Annotated in this window: 19 protein-coding genes, 1 tRNA gene and 1 CRISPR repeat array; of the genes, 12 read left to right on the top strand and 8 right to left on the bottom strand. The window is 61.3% G+C overall.

Translation table 11 applies throughout. The features are described from left to right. Window positions 1-106 precede the first annotated feature (106 nt). On the top strand, window positions 107-571 hold the full coding sequence (locus K0P03_RS03015) for an SRPBCC domain-containing protein (protein WP_272788862.1): 465 nt from the start codon (window positions 107-109) through the stop codon (window positions 569-571). Window positions 572-573: 2 nt separating this feature from the next. On the opposite strand, the gene K0P03_RS03020 is transcribed toward K0P03_RS03015, so the two are convergent. Genes K0P03_RS03020 through K0P03_RS03030 form a run of 3 tightly spaced genes read right to left on the bottom strand, consistent with a single transcriptional unit; the run spans window position 574 to window position 1,801 of the window. After that, entirely contained in the window at window positions 574-993 is a 420-nt protein-coding gene (locus K0P03_RS03020; protein ID WP_272788863.1) for a GFA family protein, read from the bottom strand. Next, entirely contained in the window at window positions 990-1,463 is a 474-nt protein-coding gene (locus tag K0P03_RS03025; RefSeq protein WP_023513960.1) for an SRPBCC family protein, read from the bottom strand. Before K0P03_RS03025 ends, K0P03_RS03020 begins: the two co-directional genes overlap by 4 nt. A gap of 14 nt (window positions 1,464-1,477) precedes the next feature. Continuing rightward, the gene (locus K0P03_RS03030; protein ID WP_272790440.1) at window positions 1,478-1,801 is read right to left on the bottom strand and encodes an ArsR/SmtB family transcription factor; all 324 of its coding nucleotides are present in this window, start codon (window positions 1,799-1,801) and stop codon (window positions 1,478-1,480) included. A 151-nt stretch (window positions 1,802-1,952) separates the two neighbouring features. Here K0P03_RS03030 and chrA point away from each other — a divergent pair, with 151 nt between their 5' ends. After that, a complete protein-coding gene (chrA, locus tag K0P03_RS03035; RefSeq protein WP_272788864.1) occupies window positions 1,953-3,353 on the top strand; it encodes a chromate efflux transporter in 1,401 nt (466 codons plus the stop codon). A 3-nt stretch (window positions 3,354-3,356) separates the two neighbouring features. Here chrA and K0P03_RS03040 read toward each other — a convergent pair whose 3' ends face one another. Next, entirely contained in the window at window positions 3,357-3,926 is a 570-nt protein-coding gene (locus K0P03_RS03040; protein ID WP_272788865.1) for an XRE family transcriptional regulator, read from the bottom strand. Window positions 3,927-4,325: 399 nt separating this feature from the next. On the opposite strand from K0P03_RS03040, the gene K0P03_RS03045 reads away from it, so the two are divergent. Further along, window positions 4,326-4,472 (top strand): DUF1127 domain-containing protein, encoded by a 147-nt coding sequence (locus K0P03_RS03045; RefSeq protein ID WP_024270607.1) that lies wholly within the window; start codon window positions 4,326-4,328, stop codon window positions 4,470-4,472. Between the two features lie 669 nt (window positions 4,473-5,141). On the opposite strand, the gene K0P03_RS03050 is transcribed toward K0P03_RS03045, so the two are convergent. Continuing rightward, the gene (locus K0P03_RS03050) at window positions 5,142-5,330 is read right to left on the bottom strand and encodes a YegP family protein (protein ID WP_024270606.1); all 189 of its coding nucleotides are present in this window, start codon (window positions 5,328-5,330) and stop codon (window positions 5,142-5,144) included. Between the two features lie 470 nt (window positions 5,331-5,800). Here K0P03_RS03050 and K0P03_RS03055 point away from each other — a divergent pair, with 470 nt between their 5' ends. Then, window positions 5,801-5,950 (top strand): hypothetical protein, encoded by a 150-nt coding sequence (locus K0P03_RS03055; protein WP_156032001.1) that lies wholly within the window; start codon window positions 5,801-5,803, stop codon window positions 5,948-5,950. A 698-nt stretch (window positions 5,951-6,648) separates the two neighbouring features. Continuing rightward, window positions 6,649-7,671, top strand: coding sequence for a DEAD/DEAH box helicase (locus tag K0P03_RS03060; RefSeq protein ID WP_272788866.1), 1,023 nt, complete (start codon window positions 6,649-6,651; stop codon window positions 7,669-7,671). Here the strand turns inward: K0P03_RS03060 and istB are convergent. Both istB and istA read right to left on the bottom strand, forming a co-directional pair. Next, on the bottom strand, window positions 7,575-8,312 hold the full coding sequence (gene istB, locus K0P03_RS03065) for an IS21-like element helper ATPase IstB (RefSeq protein ID WP_023517565.1): 738 nt from the start codon (window positions 8,310-8,312) through the stop codon (window positions 7,575-7,577). The genes K0P03_RS03060 and istB overlap by 97 nt on opposite strands. Before the next feature lie 12 nt (window positions 8,313-8,324). Further along, complete coding sequence (gene istA / locus K0P03_RS03070) at window positions 8,325-9,854, bottom strand: IS21 family transposase (protein WP_081870543.1); 1,530 nt, start codon at window positions 9,852-9,854, stop codon at window positions 8,325-8,327. A 196-nt stretch (window positions 9,855-10,050) separates the two neighbouring features. On the opposite strand from istA, the gene K0P03_RS03075 reads away from it, so the two are divergent. The 4 genes from K0P03_RS03075 to K0P03_RS03090 all read left to right on the top strand — a co-directional run bounded on the left by K0P03_RS03075 (window position 10,051) and on the right by K0P03_RS03090 (window position 15,376). Next, window positions 10,051-10,818: a 3'-5' exonuclease gene (locus tag K0P03_RS03075; RefSeq protein ID WP_272788867.1), complete on the top strand. Its 768-nt coding sequence runs from the start codon at window positions 10,051-10,053 to the stop codon at window positions 10,816-10,818. A 683-nt stretch (window positions 10,819-11,501) separates the two neighbouring features. After that, a complete protein-coding gene (locus tag K0P03_RS03080; RefSeq protein ID WP_024270282.1) occupies window positions 11,502-11,774 on the top strand; it encodes a helix-turn-helix domain-containing protein in 273 nt (90 codons plus the stop codon). Further along, window positions 11,771-13,009, top strand: a complete 1,239-nt coding sequence (locus K0P03_RS03085; protein ID WP_272788868.1) for a type II toxin-antitoxin system HipA family toxin — start codon at window positions 11,771-11,773, stop codon at window positions 13,007-13,009. Before K0P03_RS03080 ends, K0P03_RS03085 begins: the two co-directional genes overlap by 4 nt. Before the next feature lie 702 nt (window positions 13,010-13,711). Further along, a complete protein-coding gene (locus K0P03_RS03090; RefSeq protein WP_272788869.1) occupies window positions 13,712-15,376 on the top strand; it encodes a hypothetical protein in 1,665 nt (554 codons plus the stop codon). A 381-nt stretch (window positions 15,377-15,757) separates the two neighbouring features. Here K0P03_RS03090 and K0P03_RS03095 read toward each other — a convergent pair. Continuing rightward, window positions 15,758-15,831 (bottom strand) — tRNA-Gln (locus tag K0P03_RS03095). A gap of 237 nt (window positions 15,832-16,068) precedes the next feature. On the opposite strand from K0P03_RS03095, the gene K0P03_RS03100 reads away from it, so the two are divergent. The 3 genes from K0P03_RS03100 to K0P03_RS03110 are packed head-to-tail and all read left to right on the top strand — an operon-like array spanning window position 16,069 to window position 18,703. Continuing rightward, on the top strand, window positions 16,069-17,607 hold the full coding sequence (locus tag K0P03_RS03100) for a Ppx/GppA phosphatase family protein (RefSeq protein ID WP_443020528.1): 1,539 nt from the start codon (window positions 16,069-16,071) through the stop codon (window positions 17,605-17,607). Further along, window positions 17,604-18,320 carry an RlmE family RNA methyltransferase gene (locus tag K0P03_RS03105; RefSeq protein ID WP_023515294.1) on the top strand — a complete coding sequence of 239 codons (717 nt, stop codon included), beginning with the start codon at window positions 17,604-17,606 and terminating at the stop codon, window positions 18,318-18,320. The genes K0P03_RS03100 and K0P03_RS03105 overlap by 4 nt, the downstream gene beginning before the upstream one ends. Continuing rightward, window positions 18,320-18,703: a VOC family protein gene (locus K0P03_RS03110; protein ID WP_023515293.1), complete on the top strand. Its 384-nt coding sequence runs from the start codon at window positions 18,320-18,322 to the stop codon at window positions 18,701-18,703. The genes K0P03_RS03105 and K0P03_RS03110 overlap by 1 nt, the downstream gene beginning before the upstream one ends. 117 nt (window positions 18,704-18,820) lie before the next feature. After that, window positions 18,821-19,383: a CRISPR direct-repeat array (repeat unit 32 nt; unit sequence GTTTCAATCCACGCCTCCGCGAGGGAGGCGAC). Window positions 19,384-19,446 lie beyond the last annotated feature (63 nt).

Consider the following 19,446-nt stretch of genomic DNA (forward strand, 5'->3'; position numbering starts at 1 on the left):
GGCGCAAGATTGGCACATCTGCCCCGAAAGTGTCGAGAACGTCTCTACCGGCCGTAGCCGGGTACGCGCATGCTCTCCCCGTTCCCCCAACAGGAAGGAAAAGGCCATGTCCATCGAACTCGGCACCGTCGATATCACCAGAACCTTCGCTGCGCCGGCAGCGTCGGTCTTTGCGGCTTGGTCGCAACAGGCGGCGCAGGAAGCCTGGGGCGATCCCGGACCCGACTGGCAGATGCGCTTCGAGCGTTTCGGCTTTGCGGTCGGAGAAAGCGATCTCTGCCGCTTCGGTCCCGCGGACGGGCCTGTCTATCTCAACGAGAACCGCTACCTGCAGATCCTCCCGGAGGCGCGCATCGTTTATGCCACCCTGCTGCGGGAGGACGGCACGCTCTCCTTTTCCGGCACGGTCGTCGTGACCTTCGAGCCGGCTCCCGACGGCACGCGCATGCGGCTTGTCGAACAGGGCACCTATTTCGATGGTCGCGACAGGGCGGAGGACCATCAGGCCGGCTGGCAGGCCATGCTGGGAGCGATGGACCGCTACCTCCAGCAACAGGCCCGCGCGGCGTGAGATCAGAGATGGGCGTGGTGCGGCGGCGGATTTTCGTAGTCGTCCACCATGCCGTTCTCGTAGATGACGGGTGCGGCGCTGAGGTCTTCTTCCGACACGTCGTCCAGCGTGCCGGCATTGATGCAGTAGAAATGCCCCATGAAGGTTTCATGGTAGCCGCGCGAGAACGAGCGGACGCCGCAATTCCTGCAGAAGTAGTGGTCGACATCGCCTTCCGGCCAGTTCGAATCGGCGGCGCGGTAGGTGAGGAGCTGGTCCTCGCCGGACAGCAGCTTGAAGTCCTCGCGCTTCGAGAATGTCTTCAGCATGCGCGTGCGCCGGCAGAAGGAGCAGTTGCAGCGCTTCAGGCCCTCGTCGAGATCGAGCACGCATTCGTAGCGGACGCCGCCGCAATGGCAGCTGCCGTGATAGGCCTTCTTCATCGCTCTTCTCCTCCGGGGTGCTGTTGCAGGGCATAGGCGACCAGCCGGTCGAGGCATTCGCCCCAGCCTTCGGTATGACTGTCGCGGGACTGGACCGTCTCGAACGGCGTCTGGGTGAAGGTCAGCCGGGTTTTGCCGGCAACATCCTCGAAGGTCACGGTCACCAGCGTTTCCGGCTCGTCCTCCGCGGTCCAGCGGAAGGTGAAGACGAGGCGGCGGTTTTCCGCGATCTCCCGGTAGATGCCGCCCATCGGATAATCTTCGCCATCGGGCGAGCGGATCACCGCCGACCAGGCGCCGCCCGGGCGGACGTCCATGCGCACCGCATGGGCGGTGAAATCCTTCGGCCCCAGCCAGCGGGCAAGGTGCTCCGGCGCCGTCCAGAGCTTGAAGACGAGGGCGACGGGCGCGTCGATCAGGCGTTCGATGGCAAGGCCGATAGGCTCGGCGGCTCCAGCGGTCTGTTGCATGATGGTCGTCCTCCTCAGCTTTTCTTGTCCGGCTCGCCGGCCTGCAATTGCCTGATGTAGTCGTCGAGCCGGTCGAAGCTCTTGTCCCAGAAGCGCCGGTAGTGGCCGATCCACCCGTTGGCCTCTTTCAGCGGCCCCGCCTCCAGGTGGCAGGGGCGCCACTGGGCGGTGCGGCTGCGGGTGATGAGCCCTGCCGTTTCCAGTACCTTCAGGTGTTTCGAGACCGCAGGCAGGCTCATCTCGAACGGGGCGGCGATTTCGTTCACTGTCGCATCCCCTTCGGAAAGCCGTGCGAGGATCGCCCGGCGAGTCGGGTCCGCAAGGGCGGCAAACGTCATGCTCAGCGGGTCGCTCACGTCATTTATCCATTAGGTTAATTAACTGATGAGTTTAATAATACCGGTACCCACGCCCGTCAAGTCCTCCGCCGCCTTGACAGGGCAGGGGGACGCTGCAATCGATCGCAGCGACACGGGGAAAGGACATCCGATGAACGACGGCGCGGCGACACTGCCCGATCCGGCCACTGCCGAAGGGCACGGCGTCTCCTTCGGCGAGGCGCTCCGCGTCTGGGCGCGCGTGGCGGCGCTCAGCTTCGGCGGCCCCGCCGGGCAGATCGCCGTGATGCACCGCATCGTCGTCGACGAGAAACGCTGGATCGGCGAGAAGCGCTTCCTCCACGCCCTGAACTATTGCATGCTCCTGCCCGGACCCGAGGCCCAGCAACTCGCCGTCTATATCGGCTGGCTGATGCACCGCACGGCGGGCGGCCTTCTTGCCGGCCTTCTCTTCATCCTGCCCGGCTTCCTGTCGATCCTCGCGCTGAGCTATGTCTATGTGCTCTTCGGCGATGCCGGCGTGGTCGAGGGCCTGTTTTTCGGTCTCAAGGCGGCGGTGCTCGCCGTCGTCGTGCAGGCCGTGTTCCGCATCGGCAGCCGCGCGCTCGTCAATCCGGCGATGATCCTTCTTGCCGCCGCCGCCTTCGTCGCCATTTTCGCCTTCAAAGTGCCGTTTCCGCTCATCATCGTCGTTGCGGCGATCGTCGGTTACCTCGGTTCCAGATCCGGCTCCCGTCTTTTCCGCACGGCGGGCGGCCATGCGGGGGCGGGCGCAAATGCCCTGAAGGACGAGGAGTCGCTGCTCGGCGAGGCGACACCCGCCCATGCCCGTCCGCATCTCGTCTGGTCGCTGAAGATCTCCGCGGCGCTGCTCTGTTTGTGGCTCGGGCCTGTTGCAACGATCTGGTTTTTCGCCGGCGGCAACGACGTCTTCACGCAGGTCGGCGCCTTCTTCAGCAAGATGGCGGTCGTCACCTTCGGTGGCGCCTATGCGGCGCTCGCCTATGTCGCGCAAGAGGCCGTGCAGCACTATGGCTGGCTGCGGCCCGGCGAAATGCTCGACGGGCTCGGCATGGCCGAGACGACGCCGGGGCCGTTGATCATGGTGCTGCAGTTCGTCGGTTTCCTTGCCGCCTACCGCGATCCCGGCGGCCTCGATCCGCTCGTGGCGGCAACACTTGCGGCGATCCTCACCACCTGGGTCACCTTCGTGCCCTGCTTCCTCTGGATCTTCCTCGGGGCGCCCTTCATCGAGAAACTGCGCGGCAATGCGGCGCTTTCCGGCGCCCTGTCGGCAATCACTGCCGCCGTCGTCGGGGTCATCCTCAACCTGGCGGTCTGGTTCGCCCTGCACACGCTGTTCGGGGAGGTGACGGTTCTTGCCGCAGGCCCGCTGCGTCTGGAAGTGCCCGTTCCATCGACACTCATCCTGCCATCGGCCTTGCTCGCCGCGGCGGCGGCCTATGCGCTGTTCCGCCTCAAGGCCTCGGTGCTGCTGACGCTGGCGCTGTCCGCGCTTGCCGGCATGGCCTGGATACTGGCAACGGGCTGAGGATCAGGAGACCACGTTGCGCACGAAACGCACGGCTACGGTGCCGGGATTGGCATAGGTGTAAGCCTGGTCGGTGGCGTAGACGGTGAAGCTGCCCGCCGCAAAATCCCGGGCGACGCCCGAAAGCTCGAGCCGCAGCGTGCCTTCGGTCACGAACAGCATTTCGTGCCAGCCGGTTGGGTCCGGCTCGGCGGCGTAGCGCTCGCCGGGGCCGAGCGACCAGAACCACATCTGCGCCTCCGCCGTTGCCGGTGCCGTGCCGAGCAGCACGGCCGTGCTGTCCGCATCGGTTCCCCGCCAGGTCACCTCGTTGATTTCCGCTGAAGGCGCGCGGGCCGGATCGCGCACGAGATCGACGAAGCGCACGCCCATGGCGGCGGCCAGCTTGTCGAGGCTCGACAGGCTGATATTGGCATCGCCCCCCTCAACCGCCACGATCATGCGCCGGCTGATGCCGGAGGCCTGCGCCAGCGCGGCCTGGCTGAGCCCGGTCGCCTGGCGAAGGCGGCGCAGGTTGCCGGAGACATGGGCGAGCACGTCGCCGCGTTCTTGACCCTGCAGAATGTCGCTCATGTCGTTCCGTCATCGAGAAGGGCGGCGCGGCCGCGGGACGCCTTCTTAGAGCAAGTCCGGCGAAAGTGCGAAGGGCTTTTGCCGTGGATATCGGCAAAACGCTAGGGACGGCGAAGGGCGGCATTCCGGACGCTGCAAAGAGAAAGAGGCGTACTTTTGCGCGATTCTCCCACGGCGCCGGCGAAAAAGTCGTACTTTTTGCCGAAAACAGCCTCCGAATCCGAATTATGCGTGAAATGGAACCTTAACAGAAGATGACCATACCCATGCGCCATACGCATGGGTGACGTGCTCGCTTGGCGCTGTTCTGCATTGCAGCATAAGCCTATAAGACGGCCATCGAAAGACGCGGCGCCACGGACCGGTGCCGAACAGAGAGCCTCCGGAAAGGGGATCATCATGAACATGGCACGTTCCTTCAGCAATTGGCGCAAGTACCGTCAGACCGTCAACGAACTCGACCGCATGACCACCCGCGAACTGCGCGATCTCGGCATCGAGCGTTCGGAAATCAAGGCCGTCGCGCGCGCTGCCGTCGGCTTCTGACCGACCCGCCGCCATCTGGCAGAATTCGAAGACACCCGCCTCCGGCGGGTGTTTTTGCATGTGCGAAGAAATGGCGGTGCGGCGGGGCAGTTTGATGGTGTTGAGGCATACGCTCCGCGCATAGCGCATAGCTGCCCTGCAAAACGATGCCTATCAAATAATCAGGAATCGGCTATAGTCATATTCATCGAAGCAACGTACCTCCTCCCACGAAGCTTCGATGATTGCAGAAGGCCCACTCCTCCTCCCAGGGCCGACTGCGGGAATGGCGGCACTCCTCCTCCCAGTCGCCATTCGGTTCTATCGGAAAGCCTGCCGCACCTCCTCCCGCGGCAGGCTTTTCCATTTATGGACCTTTACTTCCTTCTTCCGAAAACAGCAATCGCGACCGGCTACGCGCGGCATCGGCGCATCGCGGGTGTCAGATCGCCTGCCGATAGTGCTGCCAGCGTGCCTTCCCGGTTCGGTGGTGCGCGCCACCTGTCTCCAGCCCAGCAAGGAAGCCTGCAACTCGCAAGGAGCCCGGGCTTTCATGGCGAGACGTTAAGGCCCGTAGGGCTGCCGCCGCCGGGGCGTCACCGTGCAGTTTCTCTGGCAATCCTCCGGCGCGGAAACGCAAAAAGGCCCGCCGGCGAAAACCGGCGGGCCTTTTTGGCGAATGTGGATCGATCAGGCCTGCGGCGTCGTGTTGTCTTCGACAGGCGCGCCAGGACCGTTCTTCTTGATCGAATCGATGGCGTTCTGCGCGCTGGCCTTGCTGGAATAGCCTTCCGTGGAGAACATCACTTCGCTGTTGTACTTGAAGCGAACACGAAACTCGCCAGCCTTGTCCTTGTAGATCTCGAACTTGTGCGCCATGGGTTTTCCTCCACGCAGATGGGAATCAGACACAAGCAACGTGCCAGCCGAGAAAACCGCTGGCAAGGGATGAGGTGAAGTCGGTCACTTGTTTTTAAAGGAGTTTGGCTAGGGAACCTGTATTCTCACATTATTTCAATGGCTTAACTGAAGAGCCCTGAAGTTCCCTATGTTTTCCCACTGCGAGCGACCGTGGATGCCACCTTTGTGCCCTGGCTTTGGGCATCAGTCAACAGGACGGGCGAGCGGCAATAATTTCCGCGTGCGGGTCTGATGATTGTGGTCAGGAGGCCATAACACGCCCGGCGGCTTCGGGCCTTCGACACAGACTTTGTGGGGTCACATTACGGAACTGAGCTGCACACGTGGCCATCCGGCAAAGTTATTGTGTGGCACAAGTTGAACGTTGACCTTTCCCTAAACGCACGACCGATGATCGCTCATCGTTTCATCACGTGAATGAAAAATTGATGCATCTGGCCGAGCCTTTCCAACTCTTTCTGCAGCGTTGCGTTTCGATCGACCTGGAAGTTGATCCTGCAGCCGCAAGCATCTTCGCTTTTGCGGCCGTGCGCGATGATGCTCGTCCCCCGATCTTGGCAAAAAACGCGATCTCGTGATAGCCCTCGACCGCCTGGAGGCAGAAGCAACAGAGGGTGTGCATCTGCTTGGCCACAACATACTTCGGCATGACTTGCCTCATCTGTTCGCGATGCGGCCTGGCTGGCGAATGTTCTGCGATCACCGATAGACACTCTATGGCTGAATCCCCTCGCATTTCCGCGTAATCCCTACCATCACCTGGTCAAGCACCACCATGACGGACGCCTGCAAGCAGGCCACGTCAACGATCCTGAACTGGATGCGCGACTGGTGTTTCAGGTGCTGCGCAATCAACTGGCGGCTTTGACGCGGTGTTTCGGGAGGTTCGCGGAGCTCCCGCGCCCGATCCTCTCGCGGCACAAGAAGCGATTTCCCGGCTTCTGGCGCGGCGCGCCTGCGAGCGGCGGCTCGATCAGACGCTGAACCGCCTTTCTAATCCTCAGCTCGGTTGGCCGATGGCCTATGCTTTGTCCTGGATCATGGTCGCGGGCGGGGATTCCGTCATGCCGCCCTGGGTACGGGCGCAGTTCCGCGAGGCTTCACTGATCGTGCGGCACCTGCGCGACGCTAATTGCAAAAGCCCGGATTGCGCCTGGTGCAGCGAGAAGAATGATCCGTTGCGCGCGCTCTCGCGCTGGTTCGGGTTCGATGCCTTCCGCGCCGAGCCAGTAGATGACATGGGCGCCCCCTGCAGGAGCGGATCGTCGATGAGACGATGCGCGGGTCAAGTGTTCTCGGCATTCTGCCGACCAGCACCGGCAAATCGGTCTGCTATCAGATCCCCGCCCTCTCGAAGTTCGACAAGACCGGAGCGCTGACAGTGGTGATCTCGCCGCTGGTCGCGTTGATGGCTGACCAAGTGCAGGGTATGGCGCGGGCAGGGATCTCCTCTGCCGTAACCGTCAATGGCATGCTTTCGATGCCCGAGCGGCAGGATGCACTGGACCGTGTCCGCATGGGAGAGGTCGCAATGCTGCTGATCTCACCCGAGCAGTTGCGCAGCAACTCGGTGCGATCGGTCCTGGCACAGCGCGAGATCGGGCTCTGGGTGCTGGATGAAGCGCATTGCGTGTCGAAGTGGGGCCACGATTTCCGGCCTGATTACCGATTTGTCAGCCGCTTCATCAAGGAATCTTCGGGCGATGAAGCGCCTGCCCAGGTGCTCTGCCTTACCGCCACCGCCAAGCCAGAAGTGGTGCGGGACATTCGAGATCATTTCAAGTCACGGCTTGGACGCGAACTTTTGCTGCTGGACGGTGGCGCAGTGCGCACCAATCTCAGCTTCGAGGTCCGGGCGACGCAGCGCGGCACCAAGCTGGCGGACATCCTCGATGTGATCGAGACCAAGCTACCACAGGTGGCTCCGGTGCGCGCTTATGCCGAAACGCTTGGCATTCCGGTGGAGATGGCAAATGAGAGCCTGCCCAGCATCTGGCGTCTGCGCGAAATGCAGCAGTTCATCGACGTCCTACGCCGCGATAATACACGTTTTCTGGGCGTCCGTGATCTGGTGGATGCCGATTCCGATGAAGCCGCCCCCTTGTTCCGAGATGATTGCGCCCCCGGATTCCGGGACGATCTCGCCCCCTGTTTCAAGGGGTCTGCAGGCAGTGATTGTTGTCAGTTCGTTCGAGTGATGTGTCAAGCTTTGCGCGGCAGATTTCGGCGTAGGCTCTCTCCGCTGAGTTCGATGCGATGGGCATTGTGGACGAGGCGATCCAGGATGGCGTCGGCATAGGTGGGATCGCCGATGACGCCGTGCCAGGCAGATACGGGGAGCTGGCTGGTGATGATCGTCGATCGACGGCCGTAGCGGTCCTCGAGGATTTCCAAAAGATCGTGACGGGCCTGTTCGTTGAGCGGCTCAAGACCCCAGTCGTCCAGGATCAGGACCTGAACATGGCCCAGGGTGCGTTGCAGCCTGGCGTATCTGCCGTCACCGCGGGCGAGCGCGAGCTGGGCAAAGAGCCGAGGAACGCGCTGATAGAGAACGGAACGGTCGTCGCGGCAAGCCTTATGGCCGAGGGCACATGCCAACCAGCTCTTTCCGACGCCTGAGGGGCCGCAGATAGCGAGATTGTCGTGAGCGCCGATCCAGTCACCACCGAGCAACTTCATGAAGAGCGCACGATCGAGGCCGCGTTCGGCGCGATAGTCGACATCTTCGGGCGTCGCCTGATGGCGAAGCTTGGCGAACCTGAGGCGCGTGGCAAGCTTGCGGTCGTAGCGGGAACTCCATTCCCGCTCGAGCAGCAGTCCGAGCCATTCGGCATGCGAGAGATGTTCGGCTTCGCCGTTGGCAACGAGTTCGCCGAAGGCCTTGGCCATGCCCGCCAGGCCCATGGCGTTCAGTCTATCAAGTGTTGGATGAGCAAGCATTCTTCGTTCTCCTTAGTGGTAATAGCGAGGTCCGCGGATGTTCTCGTGGTGGATCGGTTCGTGCGAGGCGGCACCATTCGAGCTCGCCGTCCGGTCGAGGTGATTGTCGAGGATGGAGCGCACTGAGCCATAGGTCCGAGCCCCGATCTCCAGCGCTCGGGCGCAAGCGGCATTGACCCTGTCGCGGCCGAAGCTCTTGTTAAGGCGGATAATTCCGAGGCAGGCGCGAAAGCCCTGCTCAGGATGCGGCCGGTCGGCAAGAATGCGCTCGCACAAAAGCTCGACATCCCGTCCCATGGCAGAGGCTTCGCGCCGAATGCGTTCGATCGTCCAGTCGGCAAACCGACGATGCGCCGAAGGCATATGATCGGGGATGGTCGTGTGTTTGCCATTGCCGCTCGAGCGGCGGTGCGCGGCAATCCGCTCGCCCTTGTGGAATATCTCGATCGTGTTGGCGGTGATGCGCGCCTCGACCTGCTCGCGGGCAAAGCGATAGGGAACGGAGTAGTAATGCCGTTCGATCTCGACGTGGTAATCCAGTCCGGCACGCCGGATACGCCACTCGGCGAAGACATAGCGCTCGACAGGCAATGGCCGCAGAGCCGGACGATCGAGTTCCTCGAATAGCTGGCGACGGGTAGCGCCGACCCGGCGCAGAACGCGTTTATCGTTGAGGTCGCAAAGCAGTTCGGCGATCGCCGCATTCACGTCGGCCAGGCTGTAGAAGACCCGATGACGCAGCCGGCCCAACAGCCAGCGCTCGGCAATACGAACCGCGGCCTCCACTTTCGCCTTGTCGCGCGGCCGCCGCGGCCGTGTCGGAAGAACGGCGCTCCCATAGTGCGCCGCCATGGCGCAATAGGTCCTGTTGACCTGGGGGTCGAAGTGGCAGGCCTTGATGATCGCCACCTTGGCATTATCAGGAACCAGAAGCGCCGGCGAGCCGCCGAAGAATTCCAGCGCCTGAACATGGCATTCGACCCAGTCGGGTAGCGTCTCTGTCCAGCGCGCTTGCGCATAAGACAGGCTGGACGCTCCCAGAACCGCCACGAACAGGTGTGCTTGTCGCGTCTTGCCCGACAGCCGATCAACGACGACCGTGACCGTGTCACCGGCATAATCGACGAACAGCTTGTCGCCGGCAGCATGCTCCTGCCGCATCGTCACCGGCAGCTTCAGCGCCCAGCCGCGATAGAGGTCACAATACCGGCTGTAGCGGTAGCCGTCGGGATAACGGCTCATGTATTCGTCCCAGAGAATTTGCAGCGTCACGTGCTTGCGCTTGAGTTCGCGATGGACCTCGGCCCAGTCCGGCTCGGGGGCCCGGCGATGACCCGTCTTCGTCCCTGCCGATTTGTAGAGCGCCGCCTCCAGGACGGCATCGCTCACGTCATCACCCAACGGCCACGAAAGACCCGCAACCGTTGCCCGCCGCAGCGTCTCGCGCACCGTCGACGGTGCTGCCCCGACCCGAACCGCAATCGATTTGTGGCCCAGTCCTTGTTCGAAACGATATCTCAGTATCTCGCGGACACGCCGCATCTCCAGTCTCTCCGCAGGCATCCCGTTCCTTCCTCGTCAACATCGACGGAAGGAACTTCACACCGGCAGAACCCCCACGCCACATCCCTTCCAAAGGGGGCGGCATCATCTCGGAACAAGGGGGCGACTATTTCTCGGAATGGAGGGGCGAGATCATTTCGGAATCAGGGCGCGGATTGCCTCGGAATTTGCACTGGTGGACGTGCTGAACGCGATGCCGTCCAATCGCTGGACTGATCTGATTGGCGAAGGCATCGCCGCTTTGGCAAAAGAGCTTGCGAACAAAACCATGCCCGTGCCTGATCTTGTCGAGTGGTTCGCCGAATGGACCAACGATGCCCGCGGCGATCAGCGTGGCCTGTTGCTGTTGACGGCACATCGGGCGAAAGGCCTGGAGTTCGACGATGTCGTCATCCTGAATGGCGGTTGGGACAGGCCCTCCAAGGACGAGGATCCTGATGCGCCGCGCCGACTCTTTTCTGTCGCCATGACCAGAGCGCGACGTAGCCTAGCCATCATCGGCGAAGGACATCATCCGTTCGTCCCGGACGGCGAAGAGCATGTGCTGCGCCGCGCAGCGCCAGACATTTCTGACGCCGCCGATTTTCCCGCTGCGCTATATCAAGTGCCGAACCTCAAGACCGTGGATCTGTCGTGGGCCGGACGCCTCGGCCCCGGTCATCCCTCGCTTACCGCAATCTCGGCGGCAAAGGCACGAGACCCACTTAAGGTCGTGCGCGATGGCTCCAATTGGATGATGCGGGATTCTCCGGGGGCAAGCGCTTGGACGCATGGCCAAAAGCTGGTCGCCTCCAGAGGGTCTCAGCTTCCTTCGCGGCGAGGTCGGTGCCATCGTGCGCTGGCGCAGGGCCGACAACCAGGAAGAGTTCCGGGTGCACCTTCACCGAGATGTTTGGGAGGCGATCGTGCCGGAGCTCGTCTTCGGACAAGAGATCAGGCTTGAGCCCGTTTGAGACCTTTGCGATTACAGACTAAACGTCTGCTTCCCGCTCGGTTACACTGGAGCTGTCAAGCTAGGTCGGCCGTAACATTGTCGTTGGTCGCCGCCCTTTTTGAATGCAGCAGAAAAAGGTCCCCAGCCAACATTACCAGCCATCCTCGAACACGATGGATGGCCCAAGGGACTGCGGCTGAGATCGCCTAACTTATTGAGAAGACGCCACTTTTCCGTGCGGGAGATAGTCGCCAATTTGGATCGAAAAATCGACCAAGAATGACTCGCTTTTGGTAAATTTCAATGATTTCAATTGCTTAAAGGAAAATCTTTGAAATTCCCTATATTTTCCCGCCGCGAGCGACTGTGGATGCCACCTTCGTGCCCTGGCTTTGGGCATCAGTCAACGGCAGGCGCTTGCGGTAATAATTTCCGCTTCTGGAAGACGATCTGGCATCTAGCGACCGATGACACAAAGTCGCTTGCGCCTTCAACTGGCTCCGCTATTCGTTATGGACGTGCCCCGTCGCGTGAGGAAAGGGCACAAATTGATTTCCTGCTGAAGCGCGATGAATAAAACCTCCCGATCGGGATGATTTTACAGAACGAAAGCCCATACTTCCCGAGCGGGAAGAGTCGCATTGATCTCTGAATAAACTTCCTGTACGGTAAGCTATTAGTAAGGGTGTTCAATGTTTAAGTCTGCACGCGATTTCGGCGCTGCCGTCCGAGAGAAACGCAAAGTCCTTGGCTGGACCCAGGTTGAGCTGGCCGTTCGTTCCGGCACGGGCGAGCGCTTCATCGTCGAACTCGAATCCGGAAAGCCGAGCTGCCAGCTCGAAAAGGCGTTGATCGTTGCACGCGCCGTCGGCATAAAGATCGGCGATCTAAATACAGCCACGGTGACTTCAACCGCATCGGACGACGACCTCGACTTCCTGCCGACCTTCGGTGATGGTCGATGATAACCATCTTCTACGAAACCTTCCCCGTCGCGCAAATGACTTTTGAAGGCGAGTGGAGGCTTAGCTACGATTCATCCTGGGAAGCGCGCCGCTCCGCTTTTCCGGTTTCGCTGACGATGCCAATGCGCTTAGGAGCGGTCGGCGCTGATGTGCTGCTGCCGTGGCTTGCCAACCTTCTCCCGGAAACGCATCTCGCCGAGATCGGTCAACGACTGAAGGTCTCTCCTCAAGACATCGTTGGCCTGCTCGGTCATATCGGCCGTGACACCGCAGGAGCGTTATCGATCGGCAAACCGCGGAAGGCGGGCGTAAATCTGCAACCCATTCCGGACGGGAAGACACTTGAGCGTATTCTCAATGAACTTCCGGCCAAGCCCTTCCTGGTGGGGGAGCGAGGTGTCTCAATGTCGCTTGCAGGGGTTCAAGAGAAGCTGCCCGTTTTTGTTGATCAGGGCGGCGCTATCTCGATCCCCGTCGATGGAACACCATCGACACACATCATCAAGCCGGACACAAAGCGGCTTGCGGGAAGCGTCGAAAACGAAGCCTTCTGTCTCGCCCTCGCGCGGGCATGTGGTTTGGATGCTGCCGACGCAACCATAGGGGTAGCCGGAGCGCGACGCTATCTGCTGGTAAAGCGCTATGACCGGTTCATTGATGCGGAAGGTGAAATCCGGAGGCTGCATCAGGAAGACCTCTGCCAGCTAACGGGTCATTTCCCATCGCAGAAATACGAGCGACCCTCGACAGCTCGTGGTGTGACCCTGAGATTGATGTTCGGTGCCGTCAGCGATCTCGTTTCACCTGCCGAACGTTTAAGGCTCCTAGATGCAGTGATCTTTAACGTACTGATCTGCAACTCGGATTCGCACGCAAAGAACTACTCGATTCTGATTGGCGCCGGTGGATCCGCGAAGATGGCACCCCTTTACGATTTGATGTGTGCCGCAGTGTATCGTCAGGTTGACCAGAGCCTGCCTCAAGGCATTGCCGGACGTTTCATCGCGGCTGATTTGAGGAATTCTGACTGGAAGGCATTGGCCGAGGAGCTCGGATTGAGCGGCGCATCAACCGTTAAGAGGGTTGAGGAGCTTGCGGAACTCGTAAGCCGCGCTTCTGAGGATATAGCCCCGCAAATCGCTGCTATGGCTGGCGATCCGACGAGGGTCATTGAGCGCATCACTCATAATGTTCGGAAGAGATGCAGACGAATTCAGGTGCACGCCCGCGGTTGAAGAGGGGATCAGGCACAGCCCACTTCGACAGCGGAAATGATTTCCGCTTGGGCCGCAGCGAGTGAGCAAAGGCAGCATATTTCCTATGGCTAATTTCATCGCTTGCGCAGCCACTTTGCGAACTCATCGCTTGCGACCTGTTATGTGAAACTTAAATCGGAAGCAGCCGGTAACCGATAGCGGGCACCAGGGCGTCGAAGCGACCGGTCTTCTTCGGCATCAGCAAAAGACGGTCGCCACCATTCGTTATCAGCCTGTTTTTGACGGGGGCTGACCGCCTATAGATGTTTATAATGTCACTTGTGGAGAAATTACGCTCCCAATCGGCATTTTGCATCCCGTCCCACCATGCCGTGCCTGCGCCTTCAAGCGTCGGCCTGGCGCTGAGGACGTTGAAGTAGAATCAATCGACCGTCCTTCGACCCGCACGCGATTGCCGGGTTTGCTTTATTTCTTGCGTTTTGAGTGAAACGCAAATGAGGTCGTGTTTTACAACTGTGTTTCTTGCCATCAAACCACAAAGAACAATAGCATCGACGACCTCGAAGAAAGACCGTGATACTCTACCACTTATGACGAGGTTTCTTGCGCAGTTTCGCTACCGTCAGTCTGGCTGACGCCAAAGTTGCCAGCTTTGCGTCAAACACGATCCCATCTGCCGTTTTCCGATGTTGCTTGATAGGATGTCGGAAGGAGGACAACATGGACAGCTTAGATGAGATTGCTTGGGAAATAGCGGAAATTACACCATCCGCAGCCGCTGAGATGCTGGGTAATGTCCATGCAAGCGGCCACGTCGATCAGTTGGCGCTGGCCGCTTTCGGAAAAGACATGTCCGCTGGACAATGGGTGCTTAATGGCGCTCCAATCGTTCTGTCAAGCGACGGATCGCTGCTGGATGGCAGAGCTAGACTGCACGCCTGCGTCAAATCTGGAGCGCCGTTCCAGACATTGGTTGTTAAAGGCGTCAGCAGTTCAGCCTTCGAAACAATCGATTCCGTCAGAAAACGCACTCTAGCAGATATCCTTTCCATGCGAAGTGAACTCCATGGCCGATCTCTAGGGGCCGCGCTGCGCATTATCTGGAGTTATCAGGCCGGAGCCGCCCCGGGTGGCGGAAAAGGGCCGGGAACGACGGCCCTTCTTTCGGTTCTTGAGCAGGCGCCAGAAATCCGTGACAGCGTCCTACCTGCTCTGCGAGCGATGCCGCTTTTGCCACAGGGGTGTGGGATCGCGATGCATTATCTCGCCAGCCGCATAAGTCCGGAAAAGGCGGACCAGTTTATGGCGCAAATTGGAGAGCCCGTTTCGACAGCAGCCGACAATCCAGTTGTTCAATTGCGAAATGCGTTAACAGCTCTTCGTGGTCAAGGAGGCGCACGAAAACAGACTTACATGCTCGCGATCGCCATTAAGGCATGGAACGCGTTTAGCCAAGGCAAGTCAATCAAGCACTTGAGATTCGGCGCAGAGCGGGAAAGCTTTCCTCGTCTCGAACCTGAAAGCCGATGGGGACCGCTGGGCGACATTCGCGAAACGCGGCATGGGGAAAAACTCCAGCAATCCACCGGAGGCTTAAAAGTTCGAGTTGCACTCATCACACCGAAAATGGCTGAGCTCATGCTCGCTGATCGTGGGCCTAATCGCAACGTTTCACTTCCCGTCATTAACAAATACGCACGTGATATGCTTGCGGGGCGATGGCGGCTAAATGGGCAGACTATCAAAATTGGTAGAGATGGACGACTGCTTGATGGCCAACATCGTCTCGAGGCGGCCAAGAAAGCTAAGTGCTCCTTCCCCGCAATCATTGTCGAAGGATTAAGACCCGAGATATTCGCATCTCTGGATATTGGACGACGTCGATCCATTAGTGATGTCTTGCGCGATTATGGGGAAAGCCACACGATGATCCTGGCGTCGGCCTTGCGCTGGCTATGGATGATCGAAAACGGAGTGATCCTGGCGGCAAACTCATCACCGACCAACGGCGAATTACTGGAGGTCTTGAACTGCCATCCTAACATCAGGGCAAGTATTACGCAGGTCTCCGCAATTCGTGAAATTATGGGAAGCGGCATCGCTGCAGCACTTCACCGGACATTTGCGGACAAAGACACGCCACGTGCCAACGAGTTTTTCGCGCGTCTGATCGACGGAGTACAGCTTGCCGAGCACAGCCCGATCAGACACTTGCGTGAGCGTCTCATCCGAACGCGGGCATCGCATCGCGTGCGCCTTGCGGAGGCAGAGCGTGTGGCGATCAGCATCAAAGCCTGGAACGCCTATCGCGAAGACCGACCGATACAGCTTTTGATATGGCGGAGCCGCGGCAGCGCACGCGAAGCACTGCCAGCAGTATCGTGAGGGACCATGTCTAAGAAGACGTTTAATCAGAATACGCGTATCAGTGAGGACGAACGCGAATTCTTAGACAATGTGGCATCGAGTCTCGGAACCGATCGATCGGATGTCGTAAGGCGAATGGTGTCCGAGTGGCAGCGCTACGGCGTTAGTGGCACGGCAGAGTCATTGCGTACCTGCGCCCTTGGCGCAAATCGGCTACGGCAGGTAGCTCTGCAACTGCAGCAAAATCCAGATACCATTGGTGGCGATCAACCAGTGTAAATCTCAATATTTGTCATATGAAGCGGTTAAATCGTGGGTGCCGCGCATAGGTCCGTATTGGAGCATGAAGCGGAAGAGTTTGTTGCCGGAAGCAAGGAATTCAGGGCTCTTAAGGAGAATTGGCTGGGGAACCTGGATTCGAACCAAGATTAACGGAGTCAGAGTCCGTCGTTCTACCGTTGAACTATTCCCCAGCAGGGGCGAAACCGGCTTGGCCGGTGCCTGTGAGGCGGGCTTATAAACAAACGGCGGCGAGATGCAAATGGTTTTTTCGGGAAAATGCATCCGGCGTGTCCGAGGCCCGTGCATCGCGGTTTCGTCATAAAAAGAATTTGGCGAACGGGCCGGGCGCTGGTAATGTCGCGGCAACGAAGATCGAGAGAGCGCCTGCTTGCAGCTTTAAAGCTTTGCGCGGCGCCATAGGCAGTAACGTGAACGACCCCGACAGCGGCTTGAAGCCGCCCGTTTCCGGGGCGCGAGATGCGGGCGATGCGGGGCGACCGAAGCGGTCGCGCCGACGCAAGGGCAAGCAGAAGGGCGCTACAGGTCCCTCTGCCGTTTCCCTGTCCGCAGGCCAGGCGGCCGGTTCGTCCGGATCGGCTGAGCGCCCCAAGGCCACCGAAGGTGGCGATACCGCGCGCAGGAACAAGCGTCGTCGGCGCGGCAAGGGTGCCGGCGGCGAGAACGTGCGCCCGCTTGCCCCTGTCGGCCAGCGGGAAGCCTCCCGCGAGGATCCGCGTCAGGCGGAAGGCCGCAGGAACCGTCGCAAGCATCGCGGCAAGAAGGCCGGCGCGCGCACCGTGCTCGTCGCCGCCGAGGCGACGGTCCTGTATCCCGCGGCCGAACAGGCCCTGGAGGCGCGGTCCCCCCCCCATGCTCCGGAGACGCAATCCGCCCCGCGCCCGGCCGAGCGCGAAGGCTATGACGCGCCGCTCTATGCCGCGCTCGACCTTGGCACCAACAATTGCCGTCTTCTCATCGCCCAGCCGACGCGCCCCGGCCAGTTCCGGGTTGTCGATGCCTTTTCGCGCATCGTGCGCCTCGGCGAAGGGCTTGCGGCGAGCGGCCGGCTGTCCGACGAGGCGATGGACCGCTCCGTCGAGGCTCTGAAGGTCTGCGCGGCCAAGCTGAAGAACCGCAGCATCCGCCGCGCCCGGCTGATCGCCACAGAGGCCTGCCGCGCGGCGGTCAACGGCGAGGCGTTCCTGGAGCGGGTTCGGCAGGAGACGGGGCTCGACCTCGAGATCATCAACCGCGAGACCGAAGCGCGGCTTGCCGTGTCCGGCTGCTCCTCGCTGGTCGGGCGCGAGGCGAAATCCGTCGTGCTCTTCGATATCGGCGGCGGCTCCTCGGAAATCGCGGTCATCCGCATCGGCGACAATCGCTCCAGCCGGCTTGCCAACCACATCACGCACTGGACCTCGCTGCCGGTCGGCGTCGTCACGCTGTCCGAACGCCACGGCGGGCGCGACGTGACGCCGGAGAGCTTTGCGGGCATGGTGTCGGAGGTCGAGACCATGCTGGCGGGCTTCGATTGCCCTGGCGATGTCGTGCGCGCGGCGCCGGAGGATTTCCACCTCATCGGCACATCCGGCACGGTGACGACGCTGGCGGGCGTGCATCTCGACCTGCCGCGCTACGACCGGCGCCGGGTGGACGGCGTCTGGCTTTCGGACGACGAGGTGACGGCCATGCAGGCGCGCCTTCTCTCCTGGGATTTTTCCGCCCGCGCGGCCAATCCCTGCATCGGGCCGGACAGGGCGGATCTCGTGCTCGCCGGCTGCGCCATCCTGGAGGCGATCCGCAAGCGCTGGCCATCGCGCCGCATGCGCGTTGCCGACCGGGGCCTGCGCGAAGGCCTGCTCACCGACATGATGGCCGATGACGGCGTCTGGCGCCGCGGCCGCCACCGCCGCAACCAGCGCGGCGGCCCCCGCAACCCGGCAAAGCCCGAAGGACAGGCGTCATGACCAAGCCCCCCATCGGCCGTAAGCTCGGCCAGAAGGTCAAGAAGGGCAAGCTCAAGGCCTCCTCGCGCCGCTGGCTCGAGCGCCATATCAACGATCCCTATGTGCAGCGCGCCAAGCTGGAGGGCTATCGCGCCCGGGCGGCCTTCAAGCTGCTGGAGATCGACGAGAAGCACAACATCCTCGCCGGCGCGAAGCGCATCATCGACCTTGGTGCGGCACCCGGCAGCTGGTCGCAGATCGCCGCCAAGGTGACCGGCTCGACCGATGCCGATCCGCGCGTCGCGGCCATCGATTTCCTGGAAATGGACCCCTTGCCGGGCGTCAGCATCCTCCAGATGGACTTTCTCGAGCCCGATGCGCCGGAAAAGCTGATCGCGGCGGTCGGCGGCACGCCGAACCTCGTCGTCTCGGACATGGCCGCGCCGACGACCGGCCATCGCCAGACGGATCACCTGCGCACCATGCATCTGTGCGAGGTTGCCGCGCACTTCGCCGTGGAGGTGCTGGCGGAAGGCGGCCACTTCCTGGCAAAGACCTTCCAGGGCGGCACCGAACGCGAGCTGCTCAACATGCTCAAGCAGAATTTCAAGCAGGTCATCCATGTGAAGCCCGGCGCCTCGCGTGCCGAATCGGTGGAAATGTTCCTGCTCGCCAAGGGCTTCAAGGGGCGCAAGGCGAAGGATGAGGCGGCTGAAGAGGATACGGACGCCTGATGCTGCTCTACACCACCGTCGGCACGAACGATCTGGACCATGCCGGCCGCTTCTATGACGCGGTCCTGCCGCTGCTCGGCTATGCCAGGCAGAAGCAGGCGCCGGGTGAGATCGGCTATGCGGCGGAGGGCGACGTGCGCTGCCGCTTCTGGGTGGTCGAGCCGTTCAACCGCGAACCCGCCACCTTCGGCAACGGCGTGACCATCGCGCTTGTCGCCCCGACCCGCGCGGCCGTCGATGCCTTCCACGCCGCGGCCCTAGCTGCCGGCGGCAGCGATGAAGGCGCTCCCGGCCTGCGCCCGTTCCACGCCACCTTCTACGCCGCCTTCATCCGCGACCCCGACGGCAACAAACTCGCTGCCGTCTGCGAGCAGGCCGAATAGCCCGCGCCGGGCCGGAAGTCTCCGACCACTCGATATATTCCAGCAACCCGCCGTTTTCCCACGCCTCCGCGAGGGGGGCGACCAATTCAAGACCAACGCCCCTGTCCTCATGGTGGAGTTTCAATCCACGCCTCCGCGAGGGAGGCGACCACCTCGTCAAGAAAAGCGTACCGCGCGGGCATGGTTTCAATCCACGCCTCCGCGAGGGAGGCGACTAAACGCCATCAGCCTGTCGTACGTCTTCACAGTGTTTCAATCCACGCCTCCGCGAGGGAGGCGACCCCTTTTGCCCTACGGCTTTCGCCGCTTCGGCCGGTTTCAATCCACGCCTCCGCGAGGGAGGCGACGACCTCGTCGAACATCACGGTCGCCGAGGAAGCGTTTCAATCCACGCCTCCGCGAGGGAGGCGACCGAACAGAAGCCGCTCGATTTCAAGCGCGGCATGTTTCAATCCACGCCTCCGCGAGGGAGGCGACGTTGTGTTATTAGTCGGAAGTGTAGTTCCGTTTCCGTTTCAATCCACGCCTCCGCGAGGGAGGCGACCTGGCCTTGTGCCGTGCTCATGAGAGCGGGAGAGGGGTTTCAATCCACGCCTCCGCGAGGGAGGCGACATGTCGCGCCGCCGAAGCCGGAAGGCTCGAAGACCGGTTTCAATCCACGCCTCCGCGAGGGAGGCGACTGGGGTAGGTTTAGTGCATTGTTCGCACGGACAAAAGATGGGGGCTGGTGCGGATGGGCGGGT

Origin of the sequence: Shinella sp. HY16, assembly GCF_028534175.1 — a bacterium.
Taxonomy (GTDB): Bacteria; Pseudomonadota; Alphaproteobacteria; order Rhizobiales; family Rhizobiaceae; genus Shinella.

Coding starts and splice junctions, on each gene's coding strand:
- K0P03_RS03110 (WP_023515293.1), top strand. CDS start 18,320: ATGCTGCTCTACACCACCGTCGGCACGAACGATCTGGACCATGCCGGC.
- K0P03_RS03055 (WP_156032001.1), top strand. CDS start 5,801: ATGCATCTGGCCGAGCCTTTCCAACTCTTTCTGCAGCGTTGCGTTTCG.
- K0P03_RS03025 (WP_023513960.1), bottom strand. CDS start 1,463: ATGCAACAGACCGCTGGAGCCGCCGAGCCTATCGGCCTTGCCATCGAA.
- K0P03_RS03040 (WP_272788865.1), bottom strand. CDS start 3,926: ATGAGCGACATTCTGCAGGGTCAAGAACGCGGCGACGTGCTCGCCCAT.
- chrA (WP_272788864.1), top strand. CDS start 1,953: ATGAACGACGGCGCGGCGACACTGCCCGATCCGGCCACTGCCGAAGGG.
- K0P03_RS03020 (WP_272788863.1), bottom strand. CDS start 993: ATGAAGAAGGCCTATCACGGCAGCTGCCATTGCGGCGGCGTCCGCTAC.
- K0P03_RS03045 (WP_024270607.1), top strand. CDS start 4,326: ATGAACATGGCACGTTCCTTCAGCAATTGGCGCAAGTACCGTCAGACC.
- K0P03_RS03105 (WP_023515294.1), top strand. CDS start 17,604: ATGACCAAGCCCCCCATCGGCCGTAAGCTCGGCCAGAAGGTCAAGAAG.
- K0P03_RS03085 (WP_272788868.1), top strand. CDS start 11,771: ATGATAACCATCTTCTACGAAACCTTCCCCGTCGCGCAAATGACTTTT.
- istA (WP_081870543.1), bottom strand. CDS start 9,854: ATGCGGCGTGTCCGCGAGATACTGAGATATCGTTTCGAACAAGGACTG.
- K0P03_RS03090 (WP_272788869.1), top strand. CDS start 13,712: ATGGACAGCTTAGATGAGATTGCTTGGGAAATAGCGGAAATTACACCA.
- K0P03_RS03030 (WP_272790440.1), bottom strand. CDS start 1,801: ATGACGTTTGCCGCCCTTGCGGACCCGACTCGCCGGGCGATCCTCGCA.
- K0P03_RS03080 (WP_024270282.1), top strand. CDS start 11,502: ATGTTTAAGTCTGCACGCGATTTCGGCGCTGCCGTCCGAGAGAAACGC.
- K0P03_RS03015 (WP_272788862.1), top strand. CDS start 107: ATGTCCATCGAACTCGGCACCGTCGATATCACCAGAACCTTCGCTGCG.
- istB (WP_023517565.1), bottom strand. CDS start 8,312: ATGCTTGCTCATCCAACACTTGATAGACTGAACGCCATGGGCCTGGCG.
- K0P03_RS03060 (WP_272788866.1), top strand. CDS start 6,649: ATGCGCGGGTCAAGTGTTCTCGGCATTCTGCCGACCAGCACCGGCAAA.
- K0P03_RS03050 (WP_024270606.1), bottom strand. CDS start 5,330: ATGGCGCACAAGTTCGAGATCTACAAGGACAAGGCTGGCGAGTTTCGT.